The organism is Flavihumibacter petaseus NBRC 106054 (assembly GCF_000974785.1).
Taxonomy (GTDB): Bacteria; Bacteroidota; Bacteroidia; order Chitinophagales; family Chitinophagaceae; genus Flavihumibacter; species Flavihumibacter petaseus.
Genome location: NZ_BBWV01000008.1, coordinates 25,610 through 47,781, shown reverse-complemented (window position 1 = coordinate 47,781; position 22,172 = coordinate 25,610). Strand labels below are relative to the sequence as shown.

20 protein-coding genes, 1 tRNA gene and 1 riboswitch are annotated in these 22,172 nt (G+C 47.3%); of the genes, 8 read left to right on the top strand and 13 right to left on the bottom strand.

All coding sequences use genetic code 11. The annotated features are described in order from the left end of the window. Nucleotides 1-3: 3 nt before the first annotated feature. The 4 genes from FPE01S_RS24325 to era all read right to left on the bottom strand — a co-directional run bounded on the left by FPE01S_RS24325 (nucleotide 4) and on the right by era (nucleotide 4,811). Complete coding sequence (locus FPE01S_RS24325) at nucleotides 4-1,116, bottom strand: efflux RND transporter periplasmic adaptor subunit (protein ID WP_046371744.1); 1,113 nt, start codon at nucleotides 1,114-1,116, stop codon at nucleotides 4-6. A 21-nt stretch (nucleotides 1,117-1,137) separates the two neighbouring features. Next, a complete protein-coding gene (locus FPE01S_RS24320; protein WP_046371743.1) occupies nucleotides 1,138-2,460 on the bottom strand; it encodes a TolC family protein in 1,323 nt (440 codons plus the stop codon). A 139-nt stretch (nucleotides 2,461-2,599) separates the two neighbouring features. Continuing rightward, a complete protein-coding gene (der, locus tag FPE01S_RS24315) occupies nucleotides 2,600-3,913 on the bottom strand; it encodes a ribosome biogenesis GTPase Der (protein WP_046371742.1) in 1,314 nt (437 codons plus the stop codon). Between the two features lie 28 nt (nucleotides 3,914-3,941). Then, nucleotides 3,942-4,811 carry a GTPase Era gene (gene era, locus FPE01S_RS24310; RefSeq protein WP_046371741.1) on the bottom strand — a complete coding sequence of 290 codons (870 nt, stop codon included), beginning with the start codon at nucleotides 4,809-4,811 and terminating at the stop codon, nucleotides 3,942-3,944. Nucleotides 4,812-5,087: 276 nt separating this feature from the next. Between era and FPE01S_RS24305 the strand changes: the two genes are divergently transcribed. Both FPE01S_RS24305 and FPE01S_RS24300 read left to right on the top strand, forming a co-directional pair. Continuing rightward, nucleotides 5,088-5,654 (top strand): dihydrofolate reductase family protein, encoded by a 567-nt coding sequence (locus tag FPE01S_RS24305; protein ID WP_046371740.1) that lies wholly within the window; start codon nucleotides 5,088-5,090, stop codon nucleotides 5,652-5,654. A 114-nt stretch (nucleotides 5,655-5,768) separates the two neighbouring features. Beyond that, nucleotides 5,769-6,785, top strand: a complete 1,017-nt coding sequence (locus tag FPE01S_RS24300) for a hypothetical protein (RefSeq protein WP_046371739.1) — start codon at nucleotides 5,769-5,771, stop codon at nucleotides 6,783-6,785. A 71-nt stretch (nucleotides 6,786-6,856) separates the two neighbouring features. Here the strand turns inward: FPE01S_RS24300 and FPE01S_RS24295 are convergent. The 3 genes from FPE01S_RS24295 to FPE01S_RS24285 form a co-directional block, all read right to left on the bottom strand. Further along, a tRNA-Met gene (locus FPE01S_RS24295) sits at nucleotides 6,857-6,928 on the bottom strand. Nucleotides 6,929-7,049: 121 nt separating this feature from the next. Then, nucleotides 7,050-7,766, bottom strand: a complete 717-nt coding sequence (locus FPE01S_RS24290; RefSeq protein WP_083990479.1) for a head GIN domain-containing protein — start codon at nucleotides 7,764-7,766, stop codon at nucleotides 7,050-7,052. Between the two features lie 18 nt (nucleotides 7,767-7,784). Further along, the gene (locus FPE01S_RS24285; protein WP_046371737.1) at nucleotides 7,785-8,501 is read right to left on the bottom strand and encodes a head GIN domain-containing protein; all 717 of its coding nucleotides are present in this window, start codon (nucleotides 8,499-8,501) and stop codon (nucleotides 7,785-7,787) included. 96 nt (nucleotides 8,502-8,597) lie between these two features. Beyond that, a riboswitch (TPP riboswitch) is annotated at nucleotides 8,598-8,709 on the top strand. 59 nt (nucleotides 8,710-8,768) lie between these two features. On the opposite strand from FPE01S_RS24285, the gene FPE01S_RS24280 reads away from it, so the two are divergent. Next, a complete protein-coding gene (locus FPE01S_RS24280; protein WP_046371736.1) occupies nucleotides 8,769-11,117 on the top strand; it encodes a TonB-dependent receptor in 2,349 nt (782 codons plus the stop codon). Nucleotides 11,118-11,562: 445 nt separating this feature from the next. Further along, nucleotides 11,563-11,895 (top strand): hypothetical protein, encoded by a 333-nt coding sequence (locus tag FPE01S_RS24275; RefSeq protein ID WP_046371735.1) that lies wholly within the window; start codon nucleotides 11,563-11,565, stop codon nucleotides 11,893-11,895. 1 nt (nucleotide 11,896) lies between these two features. Here the strand turns inward: FPE01S_RS24275 and FPE01S_RS24270 are convergent, their stop codons facing one another. The 4 genes from FPE01S_RS24270 to FPE01S_RS24255 form a co-directional block, all read right to left on the bottom strand. After that, nucleotides 11,897-12,211 (bottom strand): rhodanese-like domain-containing protein, encoded by a 315-nt coding sequence (locus FPE01S_RS24270; RefSeq protein WP_046371734.1) that lies wholly within the window; start codon nucleotides 12,209-12,211, stop codon nucleotides 11,897-11,899. 8 nt (nucleotides 12,212-12,219) lie between these two features. Next, the gene (locus FPE01S_RS24265) at nucleotides 12,220-13,047 is read right to left on the bottom strand and encodes a PASTA domain-containing protein (protein ID WP_245624066.1); all 828 of its coding nucleotides are present in this window, start codon (nucleotides 13,045-13,047) and stop codon (nucleotides 12,220-12,222) included. A 45-nt stretch (nucleotides 13,048-13,092) separates the two neighbouring features. After that, nucleotides 13,093-14,085, bottom strand: a complete 993-nt coding sequence (locus tag FPE01S_RS24260) for a D-alanine--D-alanine ligase (RefSeq protein ID WP_046371733.1) — start codon at nucleotides 14,083-14,085, stop codon at nucleotides 13,093-13,095. Nucleotides 14,086-14,238: 153 nt separating this feature from the next. After that, the gene (locus FPE01S_RS24255) at nucleotides 14,239-14,586 is read right to left on the bottom strand and encodes a 4Fe-4S dicluster domain-containing protein (RefSeq protein WP_046371732.1); all 348 of its coding nucleotides are present in this window, start codon (nucleotides 14,584-14,586) and stop codon (nucleotides 14,239-14,241) included. Between the two features lie 58 nt (nucleotides 14,587-14,644). On the opposite strand from FPE01S_RS24255, the gene FPE01S_RS24250 reads away from it, so the two are divergent. Together FPE01S_RS24250 and FPE01S_RS24245 are read left to right on the top strand one after the other, a co-directional pair. Next, on the top strand, nucleotides 14,645-15,646 hold the full coding sequence (locus FPE01S_RS24250) for an aldehyde dehydrogenase family protein (protein ID WP_046371731.1): 1,002 nt from the start codon (nucleotides 14,645-14,647) through the stop codon (nucleotides 15,644-15,646). Between the two features lie 121 nt (nucleotides 15,647-15,767). After that, complete coding sequence (locus FPE01S_RS24245) at nucleotides 15,768-17,252, top strand: trypsin-like peptidase domain-containing protein (RefSeq protein WP_046371730.1); 1,485 nt, start codon at nucleotides 15,768-15,770, stop codon at nucleotides 17,250-17,252. Between the two features lie 62 nt (nucleotides 17,253-17,314). On the opposite strand, the gene FPE01S_RS24240 is transcribed toward FPE01S_RS24245, so the two are convergent. After that, nucleotides 17,315-18,691 (bottom strand): alpha-amylase family glycosyl hydrolase, encoded by a 1,377-nt coding sequence (locus FPE01S_RS24240; RefSeq protein WP_046371729.1) that lies wholly within the window; start codon nucleotides 18,689-18,691, stop codon nucleotides 17,315-17,317. A gap of 62 nt (nucleotides 18,692-18,753) precedes the next feature. On the opposite strand from FPE01S_RS24240, the gene FPE01S_RS24235 reads away from it, so the two are divergent. Together FPE01S_RS24235 and FPE01S_RS24225 are read left to right on the top strand one after the other, a co-directional pair. Continuing rightward, nucleotides 18,754-19,965 carry a 4-hydroxy-3-methylbut-2-enyl diphosphate reductase gene (locus tag FPE01S_RS24235; protein ID WP_046371728.1) on the top strand — a complete coding sequence of 404 codons (1,212 nt, stop codon included), beginning with the start codon at nucleotides 18,754-18,756 and terminating at the stop codon, nucleotides 19,963-19,965. A 691-nt stretch (nucleotides 19,966-20,656) separates the two neighbouring features. Then, nucleotides 20,657-21,451, top strand: a complete 795-nt coding sequence (locus FPE01S_RS24225) for a sensor histidine kinase (RefSeq protein ID WP_046371726.1) — start codon at nucleotides 20,657-20,659, stop codon at nucleotides 21,449-21,451. Here the strand turns inward: FPE01S_RS24225 and FPE01S_RS24220 are convergent. After that, the gene (locus tag FPE01S_RS24220) at nucleotides 21,441-22,100 is read right to left on the bottom strand and encodes a response regulator transcription factor (RefSeq protein WP_046371725.1); all 660 of its coding nucleotides are present in this window, start codon (nucleotides 22,098-22,100) and stop codon (nucleotides 21,441-21,443) included. The two genes, FPE01S_RS24225 and FPE01S_RS24220, sit on opposite strands and share 11 nt — an antisense overlap. Between the last annotated feature and the right edge of the window lie 72 nt (nucleotides 22,101-22,172).

Genomic DNA, 22,172 nt, shown 5'->3' with positions numbered 1-22,172 from the left:
TGTTTATTTTTGTGGGGCCGGATTGATCACTGCACCCTCGCGAACATTTTGCACACCCTGTACAACAATTTTATCGCCGGCAGACAGACCGCTTTTTACAATAATGGTGGAATCCAGTTGTTTGCCCAGTTTGATCTTACGCTGGAAGGCTTTGCTGCTGTCACCGGCCACATACACAAAGAACTCACCAAGTTGTTCTACAACGGCTTTGTAGGGGATCACCATTTCATCGTGACCCGCAGGGTTCTGGATATGCACGATCGTATTCATGCCGGCTTTGAGCAGGCTTTTGGCATTGGGAAAGGACAACCGAACCTTCAAAGTTCCGGTTTGCGGGTCTACTGCCCTGTCCATCACACTGATAGTGCCGGGATGATCATATTTGAGTCCGCCGAAAGAAATAGTGATCACTGAATCTTTAACCAGGTTTTTGTTCTGGCTGAGCAATGAAAACCTGTAGAGATCTTTCTGGTCAATAGTAATGTCCACCGCCATGGGATTGTCTGTAGAGACGGTGTTCATGACGGTCTGCCCTGCAACCACGGAGGTACCTACGCGCACCTGGGAGATGCCGATGGTTCCGTCGAAAGGTGCGGTGATATTGGCAAACCGCACATTGGCCTGTACACTGCGCACGTTCGCTTTTGCAGCTTCCACCTGTTTTTTGGCAGCTTCAAGTGCAGCATTGGCATAATCTACCTGCTGTTTTGCGATCGCATCCTGCCGGTCCAGTTCATTGTACCGGTCAGCGTCTTTCTGCGCCTTGACCAGGTTGGTTTCCTGAACCTGCATGTTTGCAATGGCGTTCTGATAATTGGCGTCGTACAGCTGCGCATCGATGGAATACAGCCGCTGTCCTTTTTTCACTTTATCGCCGTCTTTGAAATAAATACCGGTCACATAGCCAGTCACCTGTGAACGAAGTTCGGTCTGATTCAGCGGCACCAGGATACCCGGATAGTCATCAGCGTAAGTCGACTGGAATGCTTTCACTTCGTACAGGGTTACCGGAGTCGCCGGGGGAGGTCCCTGTGGCGCCTGTTGCTTCTGTTTACAGGCAGCAAACCAGAGTGCGGCAGTAATCAGGCTGATGGGTAATATTCCTTTTGACAACATATGTTGGTCGGTTTATACAGTTTAATAAATGAGCAGGCCAAGGCTTCGCTGCAGGTCAATTTTTGCTGCAAGCAAATCGTAAAGGGCGTTGTAATAGGTCAGTTGTGAAGTGCGGAGATCTGTCTGGGCCACGATCACTTCGAGGTAAGTTTTAACGCCGGAGCGATACTGCAGCTGGATAACATCATACACTTCCTGGGAAAGCAATAAATTTTCGCGAAGCGAGACATAGTTGGCGTAATTGGATTTATAAGCCGCAATTGCCTGGGCATATTGCGAATTGACGGAATTGCCCAGGTCGATGATATCCAGTTCTCCCCGTTTAAGTTCCCATTCCGCGCTCCTGATCTGCGCAATGCGTTTTCCACCCTGGAAGATGGGAAAGGCCAGGGTCAGATTGGCAAATGAGTTCGGATAGTTGGTATGGTATAGTTTGCCGAGCGATTCATTCAGAAAGTTCATATTGTAGTTCCCGTTCAGGGCAACACTGGGAAGGAATCCCCATCGTTCGTATTTAAGGCTTGCTTCCAGAAGCCGCTGACGGGTTTCCAGCTGCTTGTATTCAATTCTGTTTTTCAGGTCCGGGATGAGCAGGGTATCCATCTGGATTTCGCGTTCCATCTGCAGGCTGTCAAATACAATATCCAGTTGCTGGGTTACCGGGTATCCCATCAGGTATTTGAGGTATTCTTCCTTCGCTTTTAGTGACTCCTGGCTTGACTTCAGGAATGCCTTACTGTTATTGAGGGAAATGATCGCCCGCTTGTAATCCGTTTTGTCGGCCACCCCTGCCTTGTACTGATTGGTGGCATCCTGCAGGCTTCTGCTGATCCGAACAATGTTTTCCTGGCTGACCTCGATCTGCTGGCGGGTGGCCAGAACATCATAAAACGCTTTGGATACATTAGCGGCAACATCAATGCGGGTGGCTGCTGTGTTCTGCCTGGCCTGCAGGCGTACAACATCCTGGGTGCGTGCGGCCAGCAATACATCCCGGTTGAAGATCTGCTGGCTCAATCCGAACTGCAATGCAGAAATATTGTCAACGCCGAGCTTGATCGGGTTCCCACCGATAATGCTCGTCTGAACCTGGAAGTTGTGCTGCAGGTTATAGTTCAGATTCACCTGCGGATACCAGTCGGCAAGTTTACTGCGGATCTCATACTCGATGATCTTTTCGTCTATGGTTGCCTGTTGGCTGGTGGGCTGATGTTTCAGGGCATACTGGATGCATTGCTGCAGATCCGGGGTAATCAACACAGAATCATTGGCAGTCTGCGCCAATAACCGGTTGTATCCCATACACAATAACAACAGCAAAAAAAGTGTGGATATACTTTTCATACACTATCGGGGATCAATAATTCAGGTAACAACACAGGAAGGCAGGAATCGTTCAGGACCGCAAAGATACTGGCAATCCGCATTTTAGTGCGGATTCATTACTACCTGCAAACCTGTGAACTATACCAAAAGCGATAACCTATTTCTTCCGGAAAAACACGCGGACCGGCACGCCGCTGAAATTGAAATTTTCGCGCAGCTTGTTCTCGAGATAATTCCGGTAAGGGGTTTTGATGTCGTCAGGATAATTGGAAAAGAAAGCAAAAGAAGGTACGGCAGTAGGTAACTGCGTTACATATTTGATGCTTACGATATTACCGCGCACAACCGGCGGATGATAGGCCGCTATCGCTTTCAGCATCGTGTCGTTGAGCTGGGAAGTCGGCACTTTTCTCCTGCGATTCTCCACCACTTCAAGGGCAGTTTCCATGGCCTTGAATATGCGCAGTTTGTCTTTTACGGAAATGAACAGGATGGGCACATCGGTGAAAGGGGCAAGTCTTTCCTTGAGCAGTTTTTCGTAATCCCTGGCTGTATTGGTCTGTTTTTCGATCAGGTCCCACTTATTCACCAGGATGACTATGCCCTTACCTTTCCTGGCAGCAAGGCTGAAGATACTGAGGTCCTGCGCCGTAATGCCTTTCTCCGCATCCAGCAATAGCAGGCAGACATCAGCTTCGTCCATCGCCTTGATCGCCCTGATTACGGAATAGAATTCCAGGTCTTCGTGTACTTTTTGTTTGCGGCGGATACCGGCCGTATCGATCAGGACAAAATCCTTCTGAAAGAGGTTATAATGTGTATGGATGGTATCGCGTGTGGTTCCGGCGATGTCGCTTACGATGGTCCGCTCCTTTCCTACCAGTGCATTAAGGAGGGAAGACTTTCCTACGTTAGGCTGACCGATGATGGCGAATTTCGGGATCTCCGATTGTTCGTCGGTGGCATAGCGATCTTCAGGGATGGGTTCCGTAACGGCATCCAGCAGCTCACCGGTACCACTTCCACTGATAGCGGAAATAAAATAGACATGTTCGAAACCCATGCTGTAGAACTCAGTGGCTTCGAGCAGGCGCTCATGGTTGTCTACCTTGTTCACGGTGAGGTATACAGGCTTGGCACTGCGACGCAGCACATCGGCCATGCTTTCATCCAGATCAGTGATTCCGGTAGCGGTATCCGTCATGAAGATGAGCGCATCTGCTTCTTCGAGTGCAATCAGCACCTGTTTCTTGATCTCCTTTTCGAACACGTCTTCGCTTCTGGGAACGAAGCCCCCCGTATCAATCACGTTGAAGGATTTACCAACCCACTCTGCAATTCCGTATTGCCGGTCACGAGTAACACCGCTAATGTCATCCACAATAGCTTTCCGCTGCTCTAGGAGCCTGTTGAAGAAGGTGCTTTTTCCTACATTGGGCCTTCCTACGATCGCAACTGTATATCCACTCATACCTGGAACAATTTGAATTTCTGAACAATTAATTATAGCCGTATTCGCGTAAGTGCAGGTCATTATCCCGCCACTTGGGACGCACTTTTACAAAGAGTTCCAGGAACACTTTCTGACCGAGGAACTGCTCAATTTCCGCCCTGGCCCTGGTTCCCAGCTCACGGATCATTTTCCCTTTCTCTCCCAGAATAATACCTTTCTGTGTATCACGCTGAACAATGATATCCGCCATGATCTTGATCAGTGTGGACTTTTCCTTGAACTCCTGCACAAGGACAGCTGCGTGGTAAGGGATCTCATCCTGGTATAACTGGTAGATCTGTTCACGGATCAGCTCTCCCACAAAGAATCGTGTCGGGAGATCCGTCAGGTTGTCTTCATCAAAGAAGGGTTCACCTTCGGGCAGCAGGTCTACGATAGTTTGTAACAATTCAGGCACGCCTTCCTTCTGCAGTGCAGATACTTCCACAATCTGCTTCACATAGGATTTCCCGGTAAAAAACTCCCGGGCGGCAGCGGCTTTCGCTTTGCCTTTTCCGTCAACCTTATTCAGCACCAGCAGGGCCGGCGCCTTGAGACGAAGCGCTGTAAAAATCGCATCGCTTTCGGTGTAATCGTCATAGACATCCACCATAAGGAGTGCCAGGTCTGCGTCTTCCAGGGCGCTTTTGACGGCTTGCATCATTTTTTCGTGCAGCTTATACCTGGGCTCAATGATACCAGGGGTATCGGAAAAGATGATCTGGTAGCCGGGCTCTGTCAGGATGCCTTTGATCCGGTGCCGGGTCGTTTGAACTTTGGGGGAAACAATGGCGAGTTTTTCGCCCATGAAGGCATTGAGCAGCGTGCTCTTTCCCGCGTTGGGCTTGCCGAATATGTTAACGAATCCTGCTTTCATAAATCAATAGCCGGCAGGATGTCAACGCCCGGAAGCCGGGAAAACTGGAGGTAATCAGTTGCAAGCATCCTATTGCCGCAAAAATTTCGGGAATTAACCCGGGCTGCAAAAATAGGGTATTAAGCCGACTTCCGGCGCATTATTGTTGGACACAGGCATACCCGCAGCTATAAGATTGCGTTGGTAAACAAAACTTTCCCTGTCGCGTCTCCCCCGCTTAATTGTCATTTTCCGCCTCTTTTTACAGCAATCCGTGGACTAATTTTAAAAGAAAAAATGCGTAGGATCATTGTTACGGAGTTTATCACCCTTGACGGTGTTGTAGAAGCCCCTGGCGGAAACGAAACGGCTCATCCCCATGGCGGCTGGCAGACAAAGTATCGCAGTGCTGAAGCCGGGCAATACAAAGTTGATGAACTCGCCAGCGTGGATGCCCTGTTGTTAGGGAGGAAAACATACGATCAGTTTGCAGCCTTCTGGCCAACCCAAACCGGCGCAGGATTCGCGGATCCCATAAACAAACTACCGAAATATATCGTATCCGGGAGCCTGAAAAAGACAGATTGGAATAACTGTCATATTCTCCGCGATGTGGCAAAAGACATTGCCGCGCTTAAGCAGAGCGATGGAGGTGATATACTTGTTTATGGAAGTGCCACACTCGCGAAATCACTACTCCACCATGACCTGGTTGATGAACTGCACCTGATGTTATTTCCCGTGATGGTGGGCGGTGGATTGAAACTGTTCGATGACAACCTTGAGTTGAAAAAGTTTGACCTGAAATCCTCCCGGGCTTTTGATTCGGGCGCGCTTATCCTGGAGTATACAGCAGGTTCTTAACAAGGTTTTATAGGTGCTGAGCTTGACTTCCGGCAAAAATATTCAGATTTTGTATCAGCTCTTTTGAATTGATCTGAAGAATTCCGGACTTCGATTTACTCTAATCATCACCCTATGTCAAGAATTTTACTCAGCACCATCTGGCTTTTTATTTTGCTGGCCGCCTGCGCCCCTTCTTCTCATCATTCGGACAGCAGTCCCGTAACGGCAACCCGTTCAAATCAGGAAATAAACCAGGCCAATCCGGCCATGCGAACTGATCCGGTTGTCATAGATACTTTAATCACCGGGTCTCCCGATTCACTAACGGATCTGCCTGTATCGCAACATGGCGAAATCATTCTGTCTGAGGGGTTTTATGAATCCGAATTTAAAAGCTATTGCCTCCAGCCCGGAACGCCTTCTCCATCCGACAGGGACGCCTATCTGCAGGCACCTTTGAACGGCCACAGGAAAGACATCGTGGAAACAGCCCTGCGCAATTCAATTGATAAACCCTACCTCGATCAGAAAAACATCCAGTTGTTGCTTTGGTCAGTTGTAAGCGTATCAAACTACAATAAGCTTTCCCCTCAGGTCAGGTCTACAGCAGATCAGCTGTTAACGCCCAGGCAGATCTTTCAGCTGAAAGGCGGCTATGCAGGCCTGGTAAAGGATGTGGCTGCTTTCATTCCCGAATCGAATGTGAAGGGCATCTACAACCAGATGAATAACCTGTTTGAACTGGGTGCAAGTTCTTATGAAGCCTATGAACGCATTGCAGTTCCCGGTGGTAACTCCGTAATTCACCATCCCGGGTATAAAAAAGATCAATGGTACAAGCAACCTGGTGGCTATTTTGTACGGTATTTCCCTTCAGGTTACAAAAAGGTAAAGGTGCAGGTGTACGTTCCAAAAGGATCACTGGACTCAACAGGTAAGCGGAACGGGAAATATATTTTACTTGACCCTGTTACCATGATGGCCATTCCGGCTAACTCTAATGCACAGCGGTTAGGGATCGGTGCGCCGGTTATCGAAATCGTTCGCAAAATAATTCAGATTGAAAGTCAGATGCCGCGGTCGAATCCAAAGAAACCTGGTTCACCCCCACAGCCACCAAGGCCTTCCAATCCCAAAACGACTATTTGACCCCAATTTACTTGCTGAACGAATTAAAATAAAAAAGCAGAAACAGTTGTTATACCATTTCTGCTCTGCAGTTGCGAAGGGAGGGATCGAACCTCCGACCTTCGGGTTATGAGCCCGACGAGCTACCGCTGCTCTACTTCGCGATGTGGATTGCAAATGTATAGCGCGGATATTGTTCTGCCAAATAAAATATTGATTTTTATTTTGTTAATACGACGAAAGGCCCGCGTGGCGGGCCTTTCTGAACTTTAAAATCTATACTGCTTAACTCTTTTTGCTGATACTGCTGGCGCCGCTGCTCTTCATTTCCCTGATCACACCTTCGCCCTTGTAATTGATATCACTGGCTCCGCTGGCTTTTACTTTCATTTCCTTGTTGACTACAACATTGATAGATGAAGCGCCGCTGGCATCAACCTCGCAGAAATCTGCCACCAGGTCCCATCCTTTTACGGAACTTGCGCCGCTTACTTTCACTGAAATGGTGCCCACATTCCCTTTGATTTTGGTATCGCTGGCTCCCGAAACATCCATATCCAATTTATTGCATTCCAGTTCTCCCGACATATCGCTGGCACCGCCCAGGTCAACATTCAGTGCATCCGCCTTGATTTTGCCCATAAGGTTTACGTCGCAGGCGCCATCAGCTTTAATTGAAGTCAGGGTCTTCACAGACACATAAGCCTTCATATGTTTATTGCCTTTCCAGTCGGTCCATCCTTTTGAATCCATCCAGATATGCAACACGCCGTCTTTCACTTCGGTTCTCATCCGTTCGCGCACTGCCTTGTCGGAAGCACTGACCGCCACACCTACTTCATCTCCCTGGCTGATATAAAGGTCAATTGCACTGTTAACTTTCACGCCGGTAAAACTTCCCACCTGGCGGAGTTCCGCATTAGCGTCGTTGATCACAAATTTCTGAGCCCTGGTCACCATTACACTCACCAGGCAGAGCAAGGATAAAGTCAGTTGTTTCATATTGTTGTTTTTTATGGATTAGTTCATGGAGCGAACTGAGCCGCCGCTTCCGGTACGGAGATTGCGGATCACCCCACCACCTTTGTATTTGATTTCACCGCCGCTGCTTGCTTCAGCATTCAGCTCTTTCGTCACAACAATGTTGATCTGTCCGCCACTGCTGGCATCAGCTTCGCAATTCACGGAAGTGAGTTCGCTGCCTTTGAAAACAGAACCGCTGCTGGATTCAACTTTCAGGTGTTCGGTAGTTCCTTTAAGCTCAGTAACAGCACCGCTGCTGTTATCAGAATGAATTTCCTGCGCTTTGAATTCTGCATCGATCACTGCACCGGAACTGGCGTCCACATCAAGTTTATTAACATTGATAGTTGAACCGGTTCTTACTGAGGCGCCGGAAGAAGCCACCAGTTTATTCAATTCGCGCACAGAAACATACGCACGGAATTTTACCCCTCGGCGCCAGTTGGAATTGCCCCCGCGGTCGTCGATTGAAATCCGAAGCACCCCCCCTTCAACTTCAGTAATGATCCGATCGGTAAGTTCCGAACGGCTGGCACTTACAGCAACAGCTTCCTTATCGCCCTGTTGCAACAGCAACTCGATGCCACTGGACACCTTAATACCGTCAAAGCCACCTACATTACGCTGTTTTGCATTATTGTCATTAACTGTTGTCTGAGCCATTCCCGCCAATACCAGCAGGAGAAAAGCAGTCAGTATCGAAAATCGTTTCATTGGTGTTTTTTGAGGTGTGACGGACGACAAAACCGAAATGTTACAGGGAATAACAAAAATCCCTTTAATTTTACGCCTCGATTACGGCCGTAATCATCAGATTCCTCGGGGTGCTGCAGTTCCGGTACGCGACCGGCCTTCGGCTGAGATAATACCCGTAGAACCTGGACAGGGTAATGCCTGCGCAGGGAAGGTGGTCAGATTATTTTCCTCCTTTTGCTTTCGCAGCATTTCTCTCAAATCATTTTTTCAACTCAATTCACAAGCATGAAAAAAATGTTTTTGGGGATATGCGCAACTTTTCTTGTATCCCCCATTTTGGCTCAGGAAAGACAAGTGATCATTTCCGATGCCCAGACCCGCCAACCGATTGCGGGCACCACAGTAGAATGGTCCAACGGACAGTACCAGGTTACCGACGCTTCCGGGAAAGTACCGGTGAACCCAATTGCCAACGGCATGACGCTTTCTGCCATTGGTTACAAGGGTATTCAGGTCCCCGTCAGCCAGTTGAGTGACACGATATTCCTGGAAAGGTTTAACCTGTTCCTCCAGCCGGTTGAGGTAAAGGCTACCCGGGCGGGTGAAAAAGCGCCTTTCGCAAGGACGAATCTTTCCGCAAAAGACATTGAAAAACAGAACCTTGGACAGGATATGACCTTTCTGCTCAACCAGACACCGAGTGTTGTGGTCAATTCAGATGCCGGCAATGGGGTAGGCTACACAGGTATCCGGATCAGGGGGACAGACGCTACCCGGATCAACATGACGCTCAACGGTATTCCTTATAATGACGCGGAAAGCCAGGGCATGTTCCTGGTTAACCTGCCCGATTTTGCATCATCAGTGAGCAGCATCCAGGTGCAGCGGGGCGTAGGAACGTCCAGCAATGGCGCGGGCGCTTTCGGTGCCACCCTGAACGTGAGTACCAATGAATTCCATGAGAAAGCATATGGCGAACTGAACAACAGTTTTGGTTCTTTCAACACCTGGAAGAATACGGTGAAAGCAGGTACGGGACTGATTGACGGCCACTTCACCTTGGACGCCCGCCTGTCGAGGATCAAATCCGACGGCTATATCGACAGGGCCAGCAGTGACTTGAAATCTTTCTTTGTTTCAGGCGCCTGGCTGAGCGAAAAATCCAGCGTCCGGCTGAATGTGTTCTCCGGCAAGGAAAAGACCTATCAGGCGTGGAATGGCATCCCGGAAGCAGATCTGGCAACCTGCCGCACCTGCAATTCGGCCGGCACAGAAAAGCCCGGCACGCCATACGATAACGAGACAGACAACTACCAGCAGGATCATTATCAGTTGTTTTTCAACCATGCTTTTAACGACCGCCTTTCTCTGAATGCAGCCACTTTCCTCACACGGGGAAGAGGCTATTATGAGCAATATAAAGCAGGGGAAGATTTTGCTGCCTATGGGCTCCCCTACCCCGTAATCGGAGACTCCACGATCGAAACCACCGATCTGGTCCGGCAGCTTTGGCTGGATAACTATTTCTATGGCGGAATCTATTCCCTTCAGTACAAACAGAAAGGTACCCAGCTGACCTTTGGTGGCGGATACAACCGTTACGACGGCAACCACTATGGCAATGTCATCTGGGCGGCCGTGGGTGTACCCCAGGGTTATCAGTGGTACAACCTGGATGCACGGAAAACCGACCTCAACTTTTACGGAAAGTGGCAACAACAGCTTGGCACCCGCTGGCAAACTTTTGTTGATCTTCAATACCGAAAGGTCGATTACCGGATTGACGGCTTCCGCGACAACCCTACACTGTTTGTCAATAACACCTATAATTTCTTCAATCCGAAACTGGGGATCAATTACAGCCAGGGCAACTGGAATGCATTTGCTTCCTGGTCGGTTGGCAATAAAGAGCCGAACCGCGATGATTTTGAAGCAGGCCTCACGCAGCAACCCGAACATGAAACGCTTTATGACTGGGAGATCGGTGTAGAGCAAAAATTTCACCGCGCGGCCTGGTCACTGAACGGATACTATATGCGGTACCACAACCAACTCGTATTGACCGGCAAGGTGAATGATGTGGGTTCTTATACCCGCACCAATATTCCCAAAAGTTACCGGCTCGGCGTAGAACTACAGGGCACCATTCAACCGCTTACCTGGTTGCGTTTGCAGGCCAATCTTAACCTCAGCGACAACAAGGTGATGGATTTCACGGAATATATTGATGACTATGATGAAGGGAAACAAGTAGTGAATCAATATAACAAAACCGATATTTCGTTTTCACCATCGGTTGTTGGTGGCTATACGATTTCCTTTATGCCCTTCCGCCAGGCCGAAGCGGCATTTATTGGAAAATACGTAGGCAGGCAGTACCTGGATAATACATCGAATAAATCCCGAAGCCTGGATGCTTTCTACGTTCAGGATCTTCGGTTAAGCTATACTGTGAAAAACCTGGTCTTTCATGATATTGCACTGATTGTTCAGGTAAACAATCTGTTTGACAAGCTGTATACACCGAACGGATACACTTACAGCTATATAGCAGACCGGACAACAGTCACGGAGAATTACGTGTATCCTATGGCGGGGATCAACTGGATGGCCGGCGTAAATATCCGCCTGTAATTATTACGGCGTATAAATACCGGTAATAGTCCTATGCAGATAATTTGGCTTTGGCACCATTTTGTAAGGATAGTCAGGGTCATAATTATCCATCTTATGAAGAAAACCATCGCCCTGAATGTTACCATCATTCTGATTTTTTACCTGTTGCTCCTCTATGTAGGTGGCCGGTAAAACGGCAAAAGAAAAGGCCGCAGCAATTTGTATAGTACGGTTTACAGATTGGCTGTGGCCTTTTCGTGCTTTATTTTCAGGGTTGAGTCGACTTTAATTTAACCTCGGGTTCCTGGTTAATTTTCAGCAGCGTTTGGGCTTATTCTGGGTTCATCTTCCGTTTATAAGCGGAAGATGAACCCAGAATGGGCTGAGATACACCCGAAAATTTTCCCGGAACCCAAGGTTACCTTTAGGTAAAAAAGGAATAAAAAGGAAAAAAAACTTTAATATGGCAAGGGTTCGCGATAAGGGTAGTATACTAAACCAGCTTTCAGGGAAGGTGGGCGAGCTTGTGTTCAAGAAATACGGGGATGTGGTGATTGTCAGCAAGGTGCCTGACATGAGCAGTCGTAAGCTTAGTGAAAAGCAGATCAAACGCAATGAAATTATGAAGTCAGGATCAAAATATGCAAAAGCCATGAGTTCTGACCTCAAGACGAAGTATGCACTGGCAGCAAAGCTAGGCGTTCCTCCCAACAGGGTATACAACGCAATTATGTCGTATTACCTGAAACACGATGGCGACCTGGAGAAACTGCTGGAACTGCAGGATTTAAGTTGAATCAGGGCCTTGGGCCAAACTTTTCTTCCCAGGCAAGCATTCCTCCCTCGAGGTTTTTGGTATTGGTAAAGCCCAGCATTTCCAGGAACAGGCAGGCAGTCATGCTGCGTTTGCCGCTGCGGCAGTGAATGATCAGTTCTTCGTTCTTCAGATCTTCGATCTCCTCGATCTGCATGGACTGTATCTTTCCGAGAGGAATCAATAGAGCGCCGATGTTATAAGCTGCAAATTCTTCCGGCTCCCGTACGTCAATCACATGCAGTTGTTCACCTGCATCCATTCTTGCTTTCAGTTCTTCGACAGTAATATTCTCCATAAACTTTTTTAATAGTTGTTTTCCGCCGGCTTTGGAGCGGGCGCTATTCTTGTTGTATCCCGCACCGGGCGTTGGGTTCCCAGCCAGACGTCGATCATTTGTCCGGGGCGGATGCGATTGGTCTTTCCATCAGGAGTATAATAGTCGGGACTTTGCCGGTAGATAAAGGCAGTGCTGCTGTCCCGAACGTCATTGTCGAGCACCTTTGCTCCGAAATTTATCCCTATACTGTTAATCAGGGAACTGGCGTCGGCAAAGGTCATTCCGACCAGGTCGGGAACTGACATGTCAATATCAGATAATCCGCTACCCAGAACAATGGAAATGGCAGTACCCATCGGCAATTTTGTACCGGGTTTAACTTCTGCACCATTGCGGTTCTGGTTGAGAACCGAGTTCTTGGCAAAATCCGGTTTATAGGTCGTATCCCCCAGTTTCAGTCCGAATTGTTTCAGTACGATAGTGGCGTTCCGCAGGCTCATACCGATGAGGTTGGGCATGACTACTTCCGGGGGAATAGCCCGGTTGATGGTCAGGTAGACGGTGCGGTTCACTTTAACGGTAGCCTCAGCTTCAGGGAATTGTTTGACCACAGCGAGGGCTTTGACAGTGTCGCGGTAAACAGAGTCCTGCACCACCACATCAAAACCTTCTTTTTCCAGGATGGATTTGGCCTGCTCGAGAGATTTCCCGGTAACAGTGGGAACCGAGATCACTTCATCATGACGGGTGAAGAATTCAAGTGTGCTGAAAAAGAGCAAAACCAGGATGCCGACCAGCGCGAGGGCAACCAGCATATTGACCCACAGCGGCTTTTTAGTGATGAAAGAGAGCACTGATGTTCTTTTCTTTTAAGGATTTGGATTCAAAGAAAGCGAAAATTATTTATGTTCCAACGCGTCCTCAATAAGGGCAGAGTAGAAATCCTTCAGGGTCCAGCCCATGGCGCGCACCTGCTGCGGAACGATAGAAGCTTCACTCTGACCGGGAACTGTATTAATTTCCAGCATATATGGGGCACCGGCGGCTTCATTATAAATGAAATCGATCCGGATAATGCCACGGCAATTAAATACCCGGTAAACTTTCCTGGCAGCTTCGCGCACTTTTTCGGCAACAACAATATCTACCTGGGCCGGGGTGATCTCTTCACTTTTTCCGGCATATTTCGCTTCGAAATCAAAAAACTCATTTTTGGCGATGATCTCCGTAAAGGGGAGCGTAATAATCTCACCCTTGCTCTGGAATACACCAATAGTGAATTCACGTCCGGTAATGAATTCTTCAATCAATACCTGGTTGTCTTCCCCGAAAGCCTTTTGGATTGCGGCTTCCAGGTCTTCCGGCCGTGAAACCTTGCTCATGCCGATACTGCTGCCGCCATTGTTGGGTTTTACAAATACCGGAAGTTTCAGTTGATCCAGGATGGCTGCCGGTTCAAGCGGCCGTTCACGGAACAGGTGGAGGGAACGTGCCACATTGATTCCTGCAAAAGCAGCTACAGCTACGGTATAGCGCTTATTGAAGGTGAGCGCCGAGGTCGCTGCATCGCAACTGGTATAAGGCAGGCCCTGCAGATCAAAATAGCCCTGAAGCTTTCCATCTTCGCCAGGTGTGCCGTGGATACCGATCAATACCGCATCAAATCGGATAGTCTTATCCGGTAGTTCGATGATAAATCCATTCTGGTTGACAGCAACAGGATCACCTGTTTCAGGCAGATAAAACCATCCATCCTTCCGGATATCAATCTTATATACGTCAAATTTTTCCCTGTCCAGGTTTTTTCCGATTGTGATGGCACTCTTATAAGAAATTTCCGCCTCACCGGAATACCCCCCGGTTACGAAGGCGATCACCTTTTTTTGTTGCATATGAGGTTGAAGTAGTTCGGTTCGTATCAAGAAAAAGGTGAAGGATTTGACACCTTCACCCGTTACCCGGTGGGAAATATCACCCACCTATACGAAGTAGCTTGCGCTACTATTAAAACGATGTTCTGCTTAAAGGTAAGAAAAAAGCCGTGATCAGAGATGCAGTTTTTCTTTCTTCGCGAGCAGTTCATCCACGGTCTCCTGGTACATTTCATCGGGCACGCAGCAATCTACCGGGCAGACAGCCGCACATTGGGGTTCCTCGTGAAAACCCTGACATTCAGTACACTTGTTCGGAACGATATAATAAGTATCCACACTGATGGGAGCATTGCGGGTATCGGAATCAAGCACTGACCCGTCCATCAGCGTAAAACTTCCTTTAACCGTGGTGCCATCGCTCAATGCCCACTCCACACCGCCTTCATAGATGGCATTATTGGGACATTCGGGCTCGCAGGCCCCGCAGTTGATGCATTCATCGGTTATTTTAATTGCCATGGGCTCAAATTTTTAATGGGTTCTAGAAGCAGTTAACTTGCAGCAAATTTAGAGGGACATGTTGAATTTACAATGCCGGATAGATTTATTGGCCCGGTTGGGAATTTATCTCCGGGAAAACCCTTCAGAATGGCAGGAGATAAAGACCCGTGCATCGTTAACCAATCCCTGGTTCAGCGCAGTTGGTGTGGAGGAGGCCGTCACCGCAATTGCTGATAATTTTCTTCAGGCAGACCTTCTCCGGAACTGGGCCGATGCTTATGTTGTTCCAAGCGACCGTCCTGCGGCAAAAACCGTAGGCATAGTGATGGCTGGAAATATCCCCCTGGTGGGATTTCATGACTGGCTCGCGGTGTTCGTGAGCGGGCATAACAGCAAGGTGAAATTATCGTCCAAAGATGCGGTGCTCCTGCCCCACCTGGTAAAAAAGCTGGAAGAATGGGAACCAGGGGTAGCTGGCTATACTTCTTTTGCCGAACAGCTGAAATCCTGTGATGCCTATATTGCGACCGGCAGCGACAACACATCCAGGTATTTCGAATACTATTTCGGGAAATATCCAAGCATTATCCGGCGCAACCGTACCTCTGTGGCTGTACTTGACGGCAGTGAAACTGCCGGTGAACTGGTGCAACTGGCGGATGATACACATCAGTACTTTGGAATGGGATGCCGGAACGTCACCCACCTGTATGTTCCTGAGGGCTACGACTTCCTTCCCTTTCTGAATGCAGCAAAAAAATACAGTTCCTATTTTGATCATCCCAAATACAAAAACAACTACGATTACCAGCTGGCGATTCTTCTGCTGAACCACCAGTACTATATGTCGAACGGATCTGTGTTGCTCGTTGAGAACCCGGCCATATTCTCCCCTATTTCCGTGATTCACTACAGTTATTATCCACCAGGTGAGATGCCCCTCGAAAAACCGGAGCACAATAATAGCATCCAGTGCATCGTTGGACACGGTCATATCCCGTTCGGATCGGCTCAGGAACCTGGCCTGTCTGACTATGCGGACGGGGTCGATACGATGCAATTTTTATCGTATCTTTAAGAAGCATGTACGAAGACCTTAGTAAAACTATTGTTAAACCGGCCGGGCGGTTGATCCAAAAGAGTGCCGCTTCGTTAATTTGTATGCATCTATATCAGAAAAAACAAAAAGGAAAACTACTATGAAATTACAGCACGTAGTACCCGTTATGCTGCTCAGCGCGGTTACTTCTGTTGGAAGCATGTGGGCATATAACAAATATGTAAATAAGAGCCCCTATACCTACACCGTTTCTGACAGCAACCGTATCCCGTCCAATTATGCCGGATTTTTCGACGGAGGCGCCAATGCCCCGACGGATTTTTCTGAAGCTGCCGCCAGTTCAATTCCGGCGACAGTACATATCAAAACAAAAGCTACCCGGACAGCCAGCAATAATCTTCCCAAAAGAAGTCCGCTTTTCGACCTCTTCGGATTTGACTGGGACGAAGGGATGGCACCCCGCGCCTTGCCACAGATGGCCTCCGGCTCTGGTGCGATCATCAGTGACGACGGCTTTATTGTCACCAACAACCACGTGGTGGATGGTGCCGATGAGATCACTGTGAATCTCTCCGATAAAAAAACGTTCAAGGCCAAGCTCATCGGAGCTGATCCATCCAGTGACCTGGCGGTGATCAAGATTGATGCAAAGAACCTTCCGTTCCTGCTATATGGCAATTCTGATGAGGTTAAGATTGGTCAGTGGGTGCTTGCCGTTGGTTATCCGCTCAACCTGGATGCGACGGTTACGGCAGGTATCGTGAGTGCGAAGAGCCGTACCCTTGACATTAACCGCAGGCAAAGCAAAGTACCCATCGAGTCATTTATCCAGACCGATGCAGCAGTCAATCCCGGAAACAGTGGTGGTCCGCTGATCAATACGTCAGGTCAGCTGATCGGTATCAACTCAGCAATTGCCTCTCCCACCGGATCTTACGCAGGATACTCCTTTACTATCCCAGTGAACGTGGTAAAAAAGATAGTTGCTGACCTGATGAAGTTCGGCACTGTTCAGCGGGCATACCTGGGCATCAATTATGCACCGGACAACCTGAGTGATGAAGTGAAAAAGCAGGAGGGTATCAGCGACGGTGATGGTGTATACGTGCTCGATGTTACCAAAGATGGTGCTGCATTTGCTTCCGGCATTAAAAAGGGCGATTTCATCACCCGCATCAATAATATCCCTATCCGCACCGGTGCAGAAATGCAGGGTCAGATCGCCACCTTCCGCCCGGGTGACAAGGTGAAGATCGGTTACCGCCGTGATGGTAAGGATTTCAACATTGATGTGGTGCTGCGCAACAGTGGTGGTACTACCGATATCGTAAAAACATCCGTGCTGGACAAACTGGGTGCTGATCTTGCCACTATTGACAGCAAGATGGCCAAGGAGATGGGTGTGAAAGGCGGTGTGATGGTGAAGAGCATCGATGAAAATGGCGCATTCAGTAAAACGAGGATGGAAGATGGCTTTGTGATCCTGAAAGTGAATGGTAAGGAAGTAAGCAATGTGGAAGAGTTCAGGACAGAGATGGAAAAAGCCGGAAGCTCCGTTACCCTTGATGGGATGTATCCGGGCTATGAAGGTATCTTCCGCTATCCGATGAAGATCAGTGAATAGGTTCTTTCCCTATACTAAAAAGGCTGCCCGGGATGGCAGCCTTTTTTATTGAACAATAATTTTCAGCTTTTGGTAAACACCCTGTATCCCCAGGCCGGGATGGTATATTGCCGGCTGGCGGAAAAGTCATGCTCATCACCGGAGAAAATCTCTTTGAATTTGCCCTGCACAATATCGTCCGTGATATCAACATTAAGGTTATCGCGGTTGGACAGGTTGAGCAGCACGAGCACTTCGTCTTTCCCGTTCTTTCTGAGAAAACCAAAGAGTGCGTCATTAACGTTGGTTTGCAGCCTGTAGGTGGTCACGGCGGCATCGCCGGCCCTTAGTGCCGGATGAGTGGAATGAAGGTGGAGCAACGTCTTGTAAAAATCGTGCAGTTCGTATTTGCCGGTCCATTCGATGGGGTCCTTGTCAAAAAATTTCAGTCTTTTATGACTGGGTAGTTCCTGTCCGCTGTATACCATGGGGATCCCGTTCCAGGTCGCCGCGAACACGGCGAGGGCCGGTGCGGCAGGCCCGTATTTTTCAAATTCGGTGCCATTCCAGCTGTTCTCGTCATGGTTGGAGGTAAAGTATACTTTATAGGCCGGCGCCGGATATTGTTCGTTGATGCGATGGAGCAGACTGTCCAGCCCGGCGATATCGGTGCGGCCTTTGGCAAAGTCCTCAGTTTTGTGCATCCACTCCCAGGAGTAGGTAGCGTCGAAGGCTTCGTGGTAGTTAACTTCCTCACATTCAGCGAGCCAGAAGAGTTTTTTCCGGGCATCGAGGGCAGCGCGGGCATCTTTCCAGAAGTCCAGTGGAACCAGCATGGCCATATCGCAACGGAAACCATCAATATCTGTCTCTTTCACCCAGAAGTCCATCGCCCTGATCATAGTTTTCCGCATGTCTATATTGGAGTAGTCCAGGTCGATTACATCATCCCAGCCATTCTTATCGAAGAATTGACCCTGTTCGTTCTTTTTAAAATATTCCGGGTTGGTTTTCGTCCATACGTGTCCGTAACCGGTATGATTGGCTACCCAGTCAATAATTACTTTAAGATCAAGGTCGTGGGCTTGTTTCACCAGTTGTTTGAAGTCATCCAGACTGCCGAACTCCGGGTTCGTGGCCATATAATCGGAACAGGCATAGTAGCTGCCGAGGCTGCCCTTGTGCTTTTCAGTGGCGATTGGGGTGATCGGCATGAACCAGATGACCTGGGCGCCCATATCTTTCAGTCGTGGAAGTTCCTTCGCAAATGCATTAAAGGTTCCTTCGGGGGTGTATTGTCTGAGGTTAACTTCGTAGATATTGGTTTGTTTTACCCAATCCAGGGGTTCAAAATGCGGATGGCTCATTTTGTCATTTTTGTCAGCAGTATTTGTTGTAGCCGGGTCAATACATGAAATTCCGGCGAACGCCACCAGAACCAGAACCCTTAGAACTGTCATAACAATTCATTTGGGTGAAAATAAGATAATTTTGCATCCGGCAACTAGCCAGAGAGCGCCTTATGAAGCAATTCGATGTACCGGTAAAATACCGCAGCCCGTTGATCAGTGCTGTTAAGCAGAGACGGAAGGATGAAGATCGGATGAAGAAAGATTTTACTCCTACCCTGCTTGATGGCGGGGATCTCCGTATCTACCTGGCCCGGCATTTCGGTTTTTGTTATGGCGTGGAGAATGCCATTGAAATTGCGTTCCGGACTATTGATGAGAATCCCGGGAAGCGGATTTTCCTTCTCAGTGAGATGATCCATAATCCACAGGTAAATGCAGATCTCCAGGAGGCTGGTGTACGTTTTCTGCAGGACACATACGGCAGGCAACTGATACCATTTGACGTTTTGCAGCCGGATGACATAGTACTGATTCCTGCATTTGGAACCACACTAGACCTGGAGCGACAGTTGGTGGGTAAAGGAATCCACACAGAACACTACAATACGACTTGTCCTTTTGTGGAAAAGGTTTGGAACCGCAGTGAGCAGATTGCCCGGAAAGGGTATAGCGTGATCATTCATGGGAAGCCAAAACATGAAGAAACGCGGGCAACTTTTTCACATGCGGCCGCGAATGCGCCGTCACTGATCCTGAATGACATGAAAGATGCCATTGACCTGGCCGCTTTTATCCGGGCAGAGCATACCCCGGCTATGTTTGCGGATCGGTTTGCCGGTATGTTTTCCCCCGGTTTCGATTGTACGAAAGACCTCCAACGGATCGGGGTGGTGAATCAGACAACACAACTGGCGAGCGACACCCAGGCAATAGCCGAGTACCTGAAGTCGGTGATGGTGGATCATTTTAACCTGACACTGTCGACCGTTGCGGATCATTTTGCGGATACCAGGGATACTTTGTGTTATGCCACCAATGACAACCAGACAGCAGTGACCGGCATGCTGGAGGTTGAAGCGGACCTGGCCATCGTGGTGGGGGGGTATAATTCCTCCAATACAACACACCTGGTGGAACTCTGTGAACAGCGTTTACCGACCTATTTTATCAGCGATGCCGGGAAGATCGGAGCCGTCGGAGAGATACTTCATTACGACTATCATACGCGGCAGGAAAGGTTGACAGAGGGTTTTCTGCCTTCCGGCCGGCCGTTGACTATATTACTGACCAGCGGGGCATCCTGTCCCGATGCCGTGGTTGAGCAGGTTATTAACCGCCTGGCTGAGCTAAAAAGGGTAGAATTCCGGACACCCATTGGGTGAAAACACGGTATGAGGATAGTTAGCGAATTTGTAGTTTGGTCGAAAAGCTCACAATGCTGTTCGAAGTCTTGATTATTTTACAACTGGCGGTTGTAACAATTAACGTGGCTTATTTACTTTCGTTAGCCAAATTTAGAAGGTACTACCAACAAGAGTTTCGTTATATTGTTCCGTTTTGTATAATTGACCTACTAACGAGTATCGTCGCTGATTTATATTATGCCGGTTTAATAAAATCATACATTATTTTCGCTTCTGCTGGCATAAGTTTCGTGGTTAGCGAAATAGTATTATTGCAACTGTATATCACTTCTTTCACCAAGACCAAAATTAATTGGACTTTCAATGTCCTGGCGTGCGTGATCGCACCCATATTATCGTATCACTTATTTGAGTCAGTTACTACAATTATTCAAGCATTCTCCAACTTAATTATAACAGTGCAATGTTATAAATATATTAATTGGATATTTAGAACGGAAGATGTTGCAAATCTACATACGCAACCTCATTTCTGGATTATATCAGGACTTTTGATTTGCTATGGATCTACACTCCCAATGACAACTGCATCATTTTATGTTTCCATCTTTTCAAACGGCATTTTTCAAATAGTTGATCCAAATACTTTGTCGTATCCATTTCTTATAGGAAATATAATAATGCATTTTTTCTTTATTAAATCCTTTGTATGTCACAAGTTGCAGCTACAATCCTAGCTACGTCAATATTTGTTAGTATTCTATTTTTTCTTCTGCAAATTGGTTTTATATACAAAATGGTAATGCTTTTTAAGAAGAAACAAGTGGAACACAAAGAAAGTATTTCCCTATTGCAATTGTCTGCAGAAAAAGAAATACTAGAATCAAAAATCCTTATTCAGGAAGATACGTTTTCGTCAATCGGGCAAGAAATACATGATAACGTCAATCAACTATTGATGTTATGTAAATTAAATATTCCCACCTTGGAAATATTACCAACCAAGGAAAACATGCTTATACTTAAAAATATGATTGACTACCTTGATATGGCCTTCAATTCATTGAATAATATTTCAAGAAGTCTCAATCCGGACTTAGTGAAGGAATATGGATTAGATAAAATGATCAACGAAGAAGTACAAAGAATTACAAAAAGTCACGCAACAGCAATTCGTATTTCCCTAGACGAAAAATTTGAATTTCTATCCAGTAATATACAGCTTACTATTTTTAGAATATTTCAAGAAGCAGTGCGAAATGCTCTGCGACATGGAAATTCAACTGAAATCAATATTACTTTGATTGTTGATGCAGAACTATTATTCGAGATTGTTGATAACGGAAATGGCTTTGATACTACAAAAGTCTATAAAAATAAGAGAATCTCGCAGGGGCTATTAAATATGAAGAGTAGAGTTTTGGCCGTTGGCGGAAATTTTACAGTAAAGTCAATAATTGAAAAAGGGACTAGTATAACAATTAAAATACCTCTCAATCGATAATTTTATTACGCATTCCATACATAATCAATCCAGCAATTGTCTTTGCACCTACTTTTGATTTCATATTTTGCCGTATCGTTTCAATTGTTCTCGGACTGAGAAATACCTCCTTAGAAATCTCTTCGGTCGTTTTATCTTCAGCCAATAGTTTTAAGATCTTTGTTTCTTTTTCTGAAAATTTGACTGGATTGGGATAAAATTGGCGGACTGCTTTCTTGGTCTGAAGTTTGGAAAGCACAGCTTTATTGACAAGGTCGTTAAAGTAAAAGTCATCATTCATGCATGCCAGGATAGCCTGATAAATCTCTTCTGGATCACTTGTCTTGGTCAGATAAGCATTGGCTCCCATTTCCATCATCTTAGTGATCATCTCCTGGTCGTCGTACATGGTGAGCACAATGATCCGGACGTCATCATATTCCTTTCTCAGTAGTCCTATCGCGTTGACACCATCCACTTCTGGCATTCGTATGTCCATAAGAAGCACATCAGGCTTCTTCAATTGCATTTTGTGCATTAGGTCCCTTCCATCCTCCGCTTCCCAAAGGATTTTTAAATAGTCCTTTCCCTTCAAGGCCATTTTAATACCGTCGCGAAAAATCTTGTGGTCATCCGCTAGACTAACCTTAATACTTAACTCAGCACTCATAGGTTTGGCAGTTTTTAAAGGATTTATGTTGGGATATAATTAACGCCCAGAGTACGATTATGGTATTTTCCC

Coding starts and splice junctions, on each gene's coding strand:
- der (WP_046371742.1), bottom strand. CDS start 3,913: ATGAGTGGATATACAGTTGCGATCGTAGGAAGGCCCAATGTAGGAAAA.
- FPE01S_RS24220 (WP_046371725.1), bottom strand. CDS start 22,100: ATGAGTGCTGAGTTAAGTATTAAGGTTAGTCTAGCGGATGACCACAAG.
- FPE01S_RS24240 (WP_046371729.1), bottom strand. CDS start 18,691: ATGACAGTTCTAAGGGTTCTGGTTCTGGTGGCGTTCGCCGGAATTTCA.
- FPE01S_RS24255 (WP_046371732.1), bottom strand. CDS start 14,586: ATGGCAATTAAAATAACCGATGAATGCATCAACTGCGGGGCCTGCGAG.
- FPE01S_RS24245 (WP_046371730.1), top strand. CDS start 15,768: ATGAAATTACAGCACGTAGTACCCGTTATGCTGCTCAGCGCGGTTACT.
- FPE01S_RS24285 (WP_046371737.1), bottom strand. CDS start 8,501: ATGAAACGATTTTCGATACTGACTGCTTTTCTCCTGCTGGTATTGGCG.
- FPE01S_RS24260 (WP_046371733.1), bottom strand. CDS start 14,085: ATGCAACAAAAAAAGGTGATCGCCTTCGTAACCGGGGGGTATTCCGGT.
- FPE01S_RS24305 (WP_046371740.1), top strand. CDS start 5,088: ATGCGTAGGATCATTGTTACGGAGTTTATCACCCTTGACGGTGTTGTA.
- FPE01S_RS24275 (WP_046371735.1), top strand. CDS start 11,563: ATGGCAAGGGTTCGCGATAAGGGTAGTATACTAAACCAGCTTTCAGGG.
- FPE01S_RS24270 (WP_046371734.1), bottom strand. CDS start 12,211: ATGGAGAATATTACTGTCGAAGAACTGAAAGCAAGAATGGATGCAGGT.
- FPE01S_RS24290 (WP_083990479.1), bottom strand. CDS start 7,766: ATGAAACAACTGACTTTATCCTTGCTCTGCCTGGTGAGTGTAATGGTG.
- FPE01S_RS24325 (WP_046371744.1), bottom strand. CDS start 1,116: ATGTTGTCAAAAGGAATATTACCCATCAGCCTGATTACTGCCGCACTC.
- era (WP_046371741.1), bottom strand. CDS start 4,811: ATGAAAGCAGGATTCGTTAACATATTCGGCAAGCCCAACGCGGGAAAG.
- FPE01S_RS24225 (WP_046371726.1), top strand. CDS start 20,657: ATGTCACAAGTTGCAGCTACAATCCTAGCTACGTCAATATTTGTTAGT.
- FPE01S_RS24300 (WP_046371739.1), top strand. CDS start 5,769: ATGTCAAGAATTTTACTCAGCACCATCTGGCTTTTTATTTTGCTGGCC.
- FPE01S_RS24250 (WP_046371731.1), top strand. CDS start 14,645: ATGTTGAATTTACAATGCCGGATAGATTTATTGGCCCGGTTGGGAATT.
- FPE01S_RS24235 (WP_046371728.1), top strand. CDS start 18,754: ATGAAGCAATTCGATGTACCGGTAAAATACCGCAGCCCGTTGATCAGT.
- FPE01S_RS24280 (WP_046371736.1), top strand. CDS start 8,769: ATGAAAAAAATGTTTTTGGGGATATGCGCAACTTTTCTTGTATCCCCC.
- FPE01S_RS24320 (WP_046371743.1), bottom strand. CDS start 2,460: ATGAAAAGTATATCCACACTTTTTTTGCTGTTGTTATTGTGTATGGGA.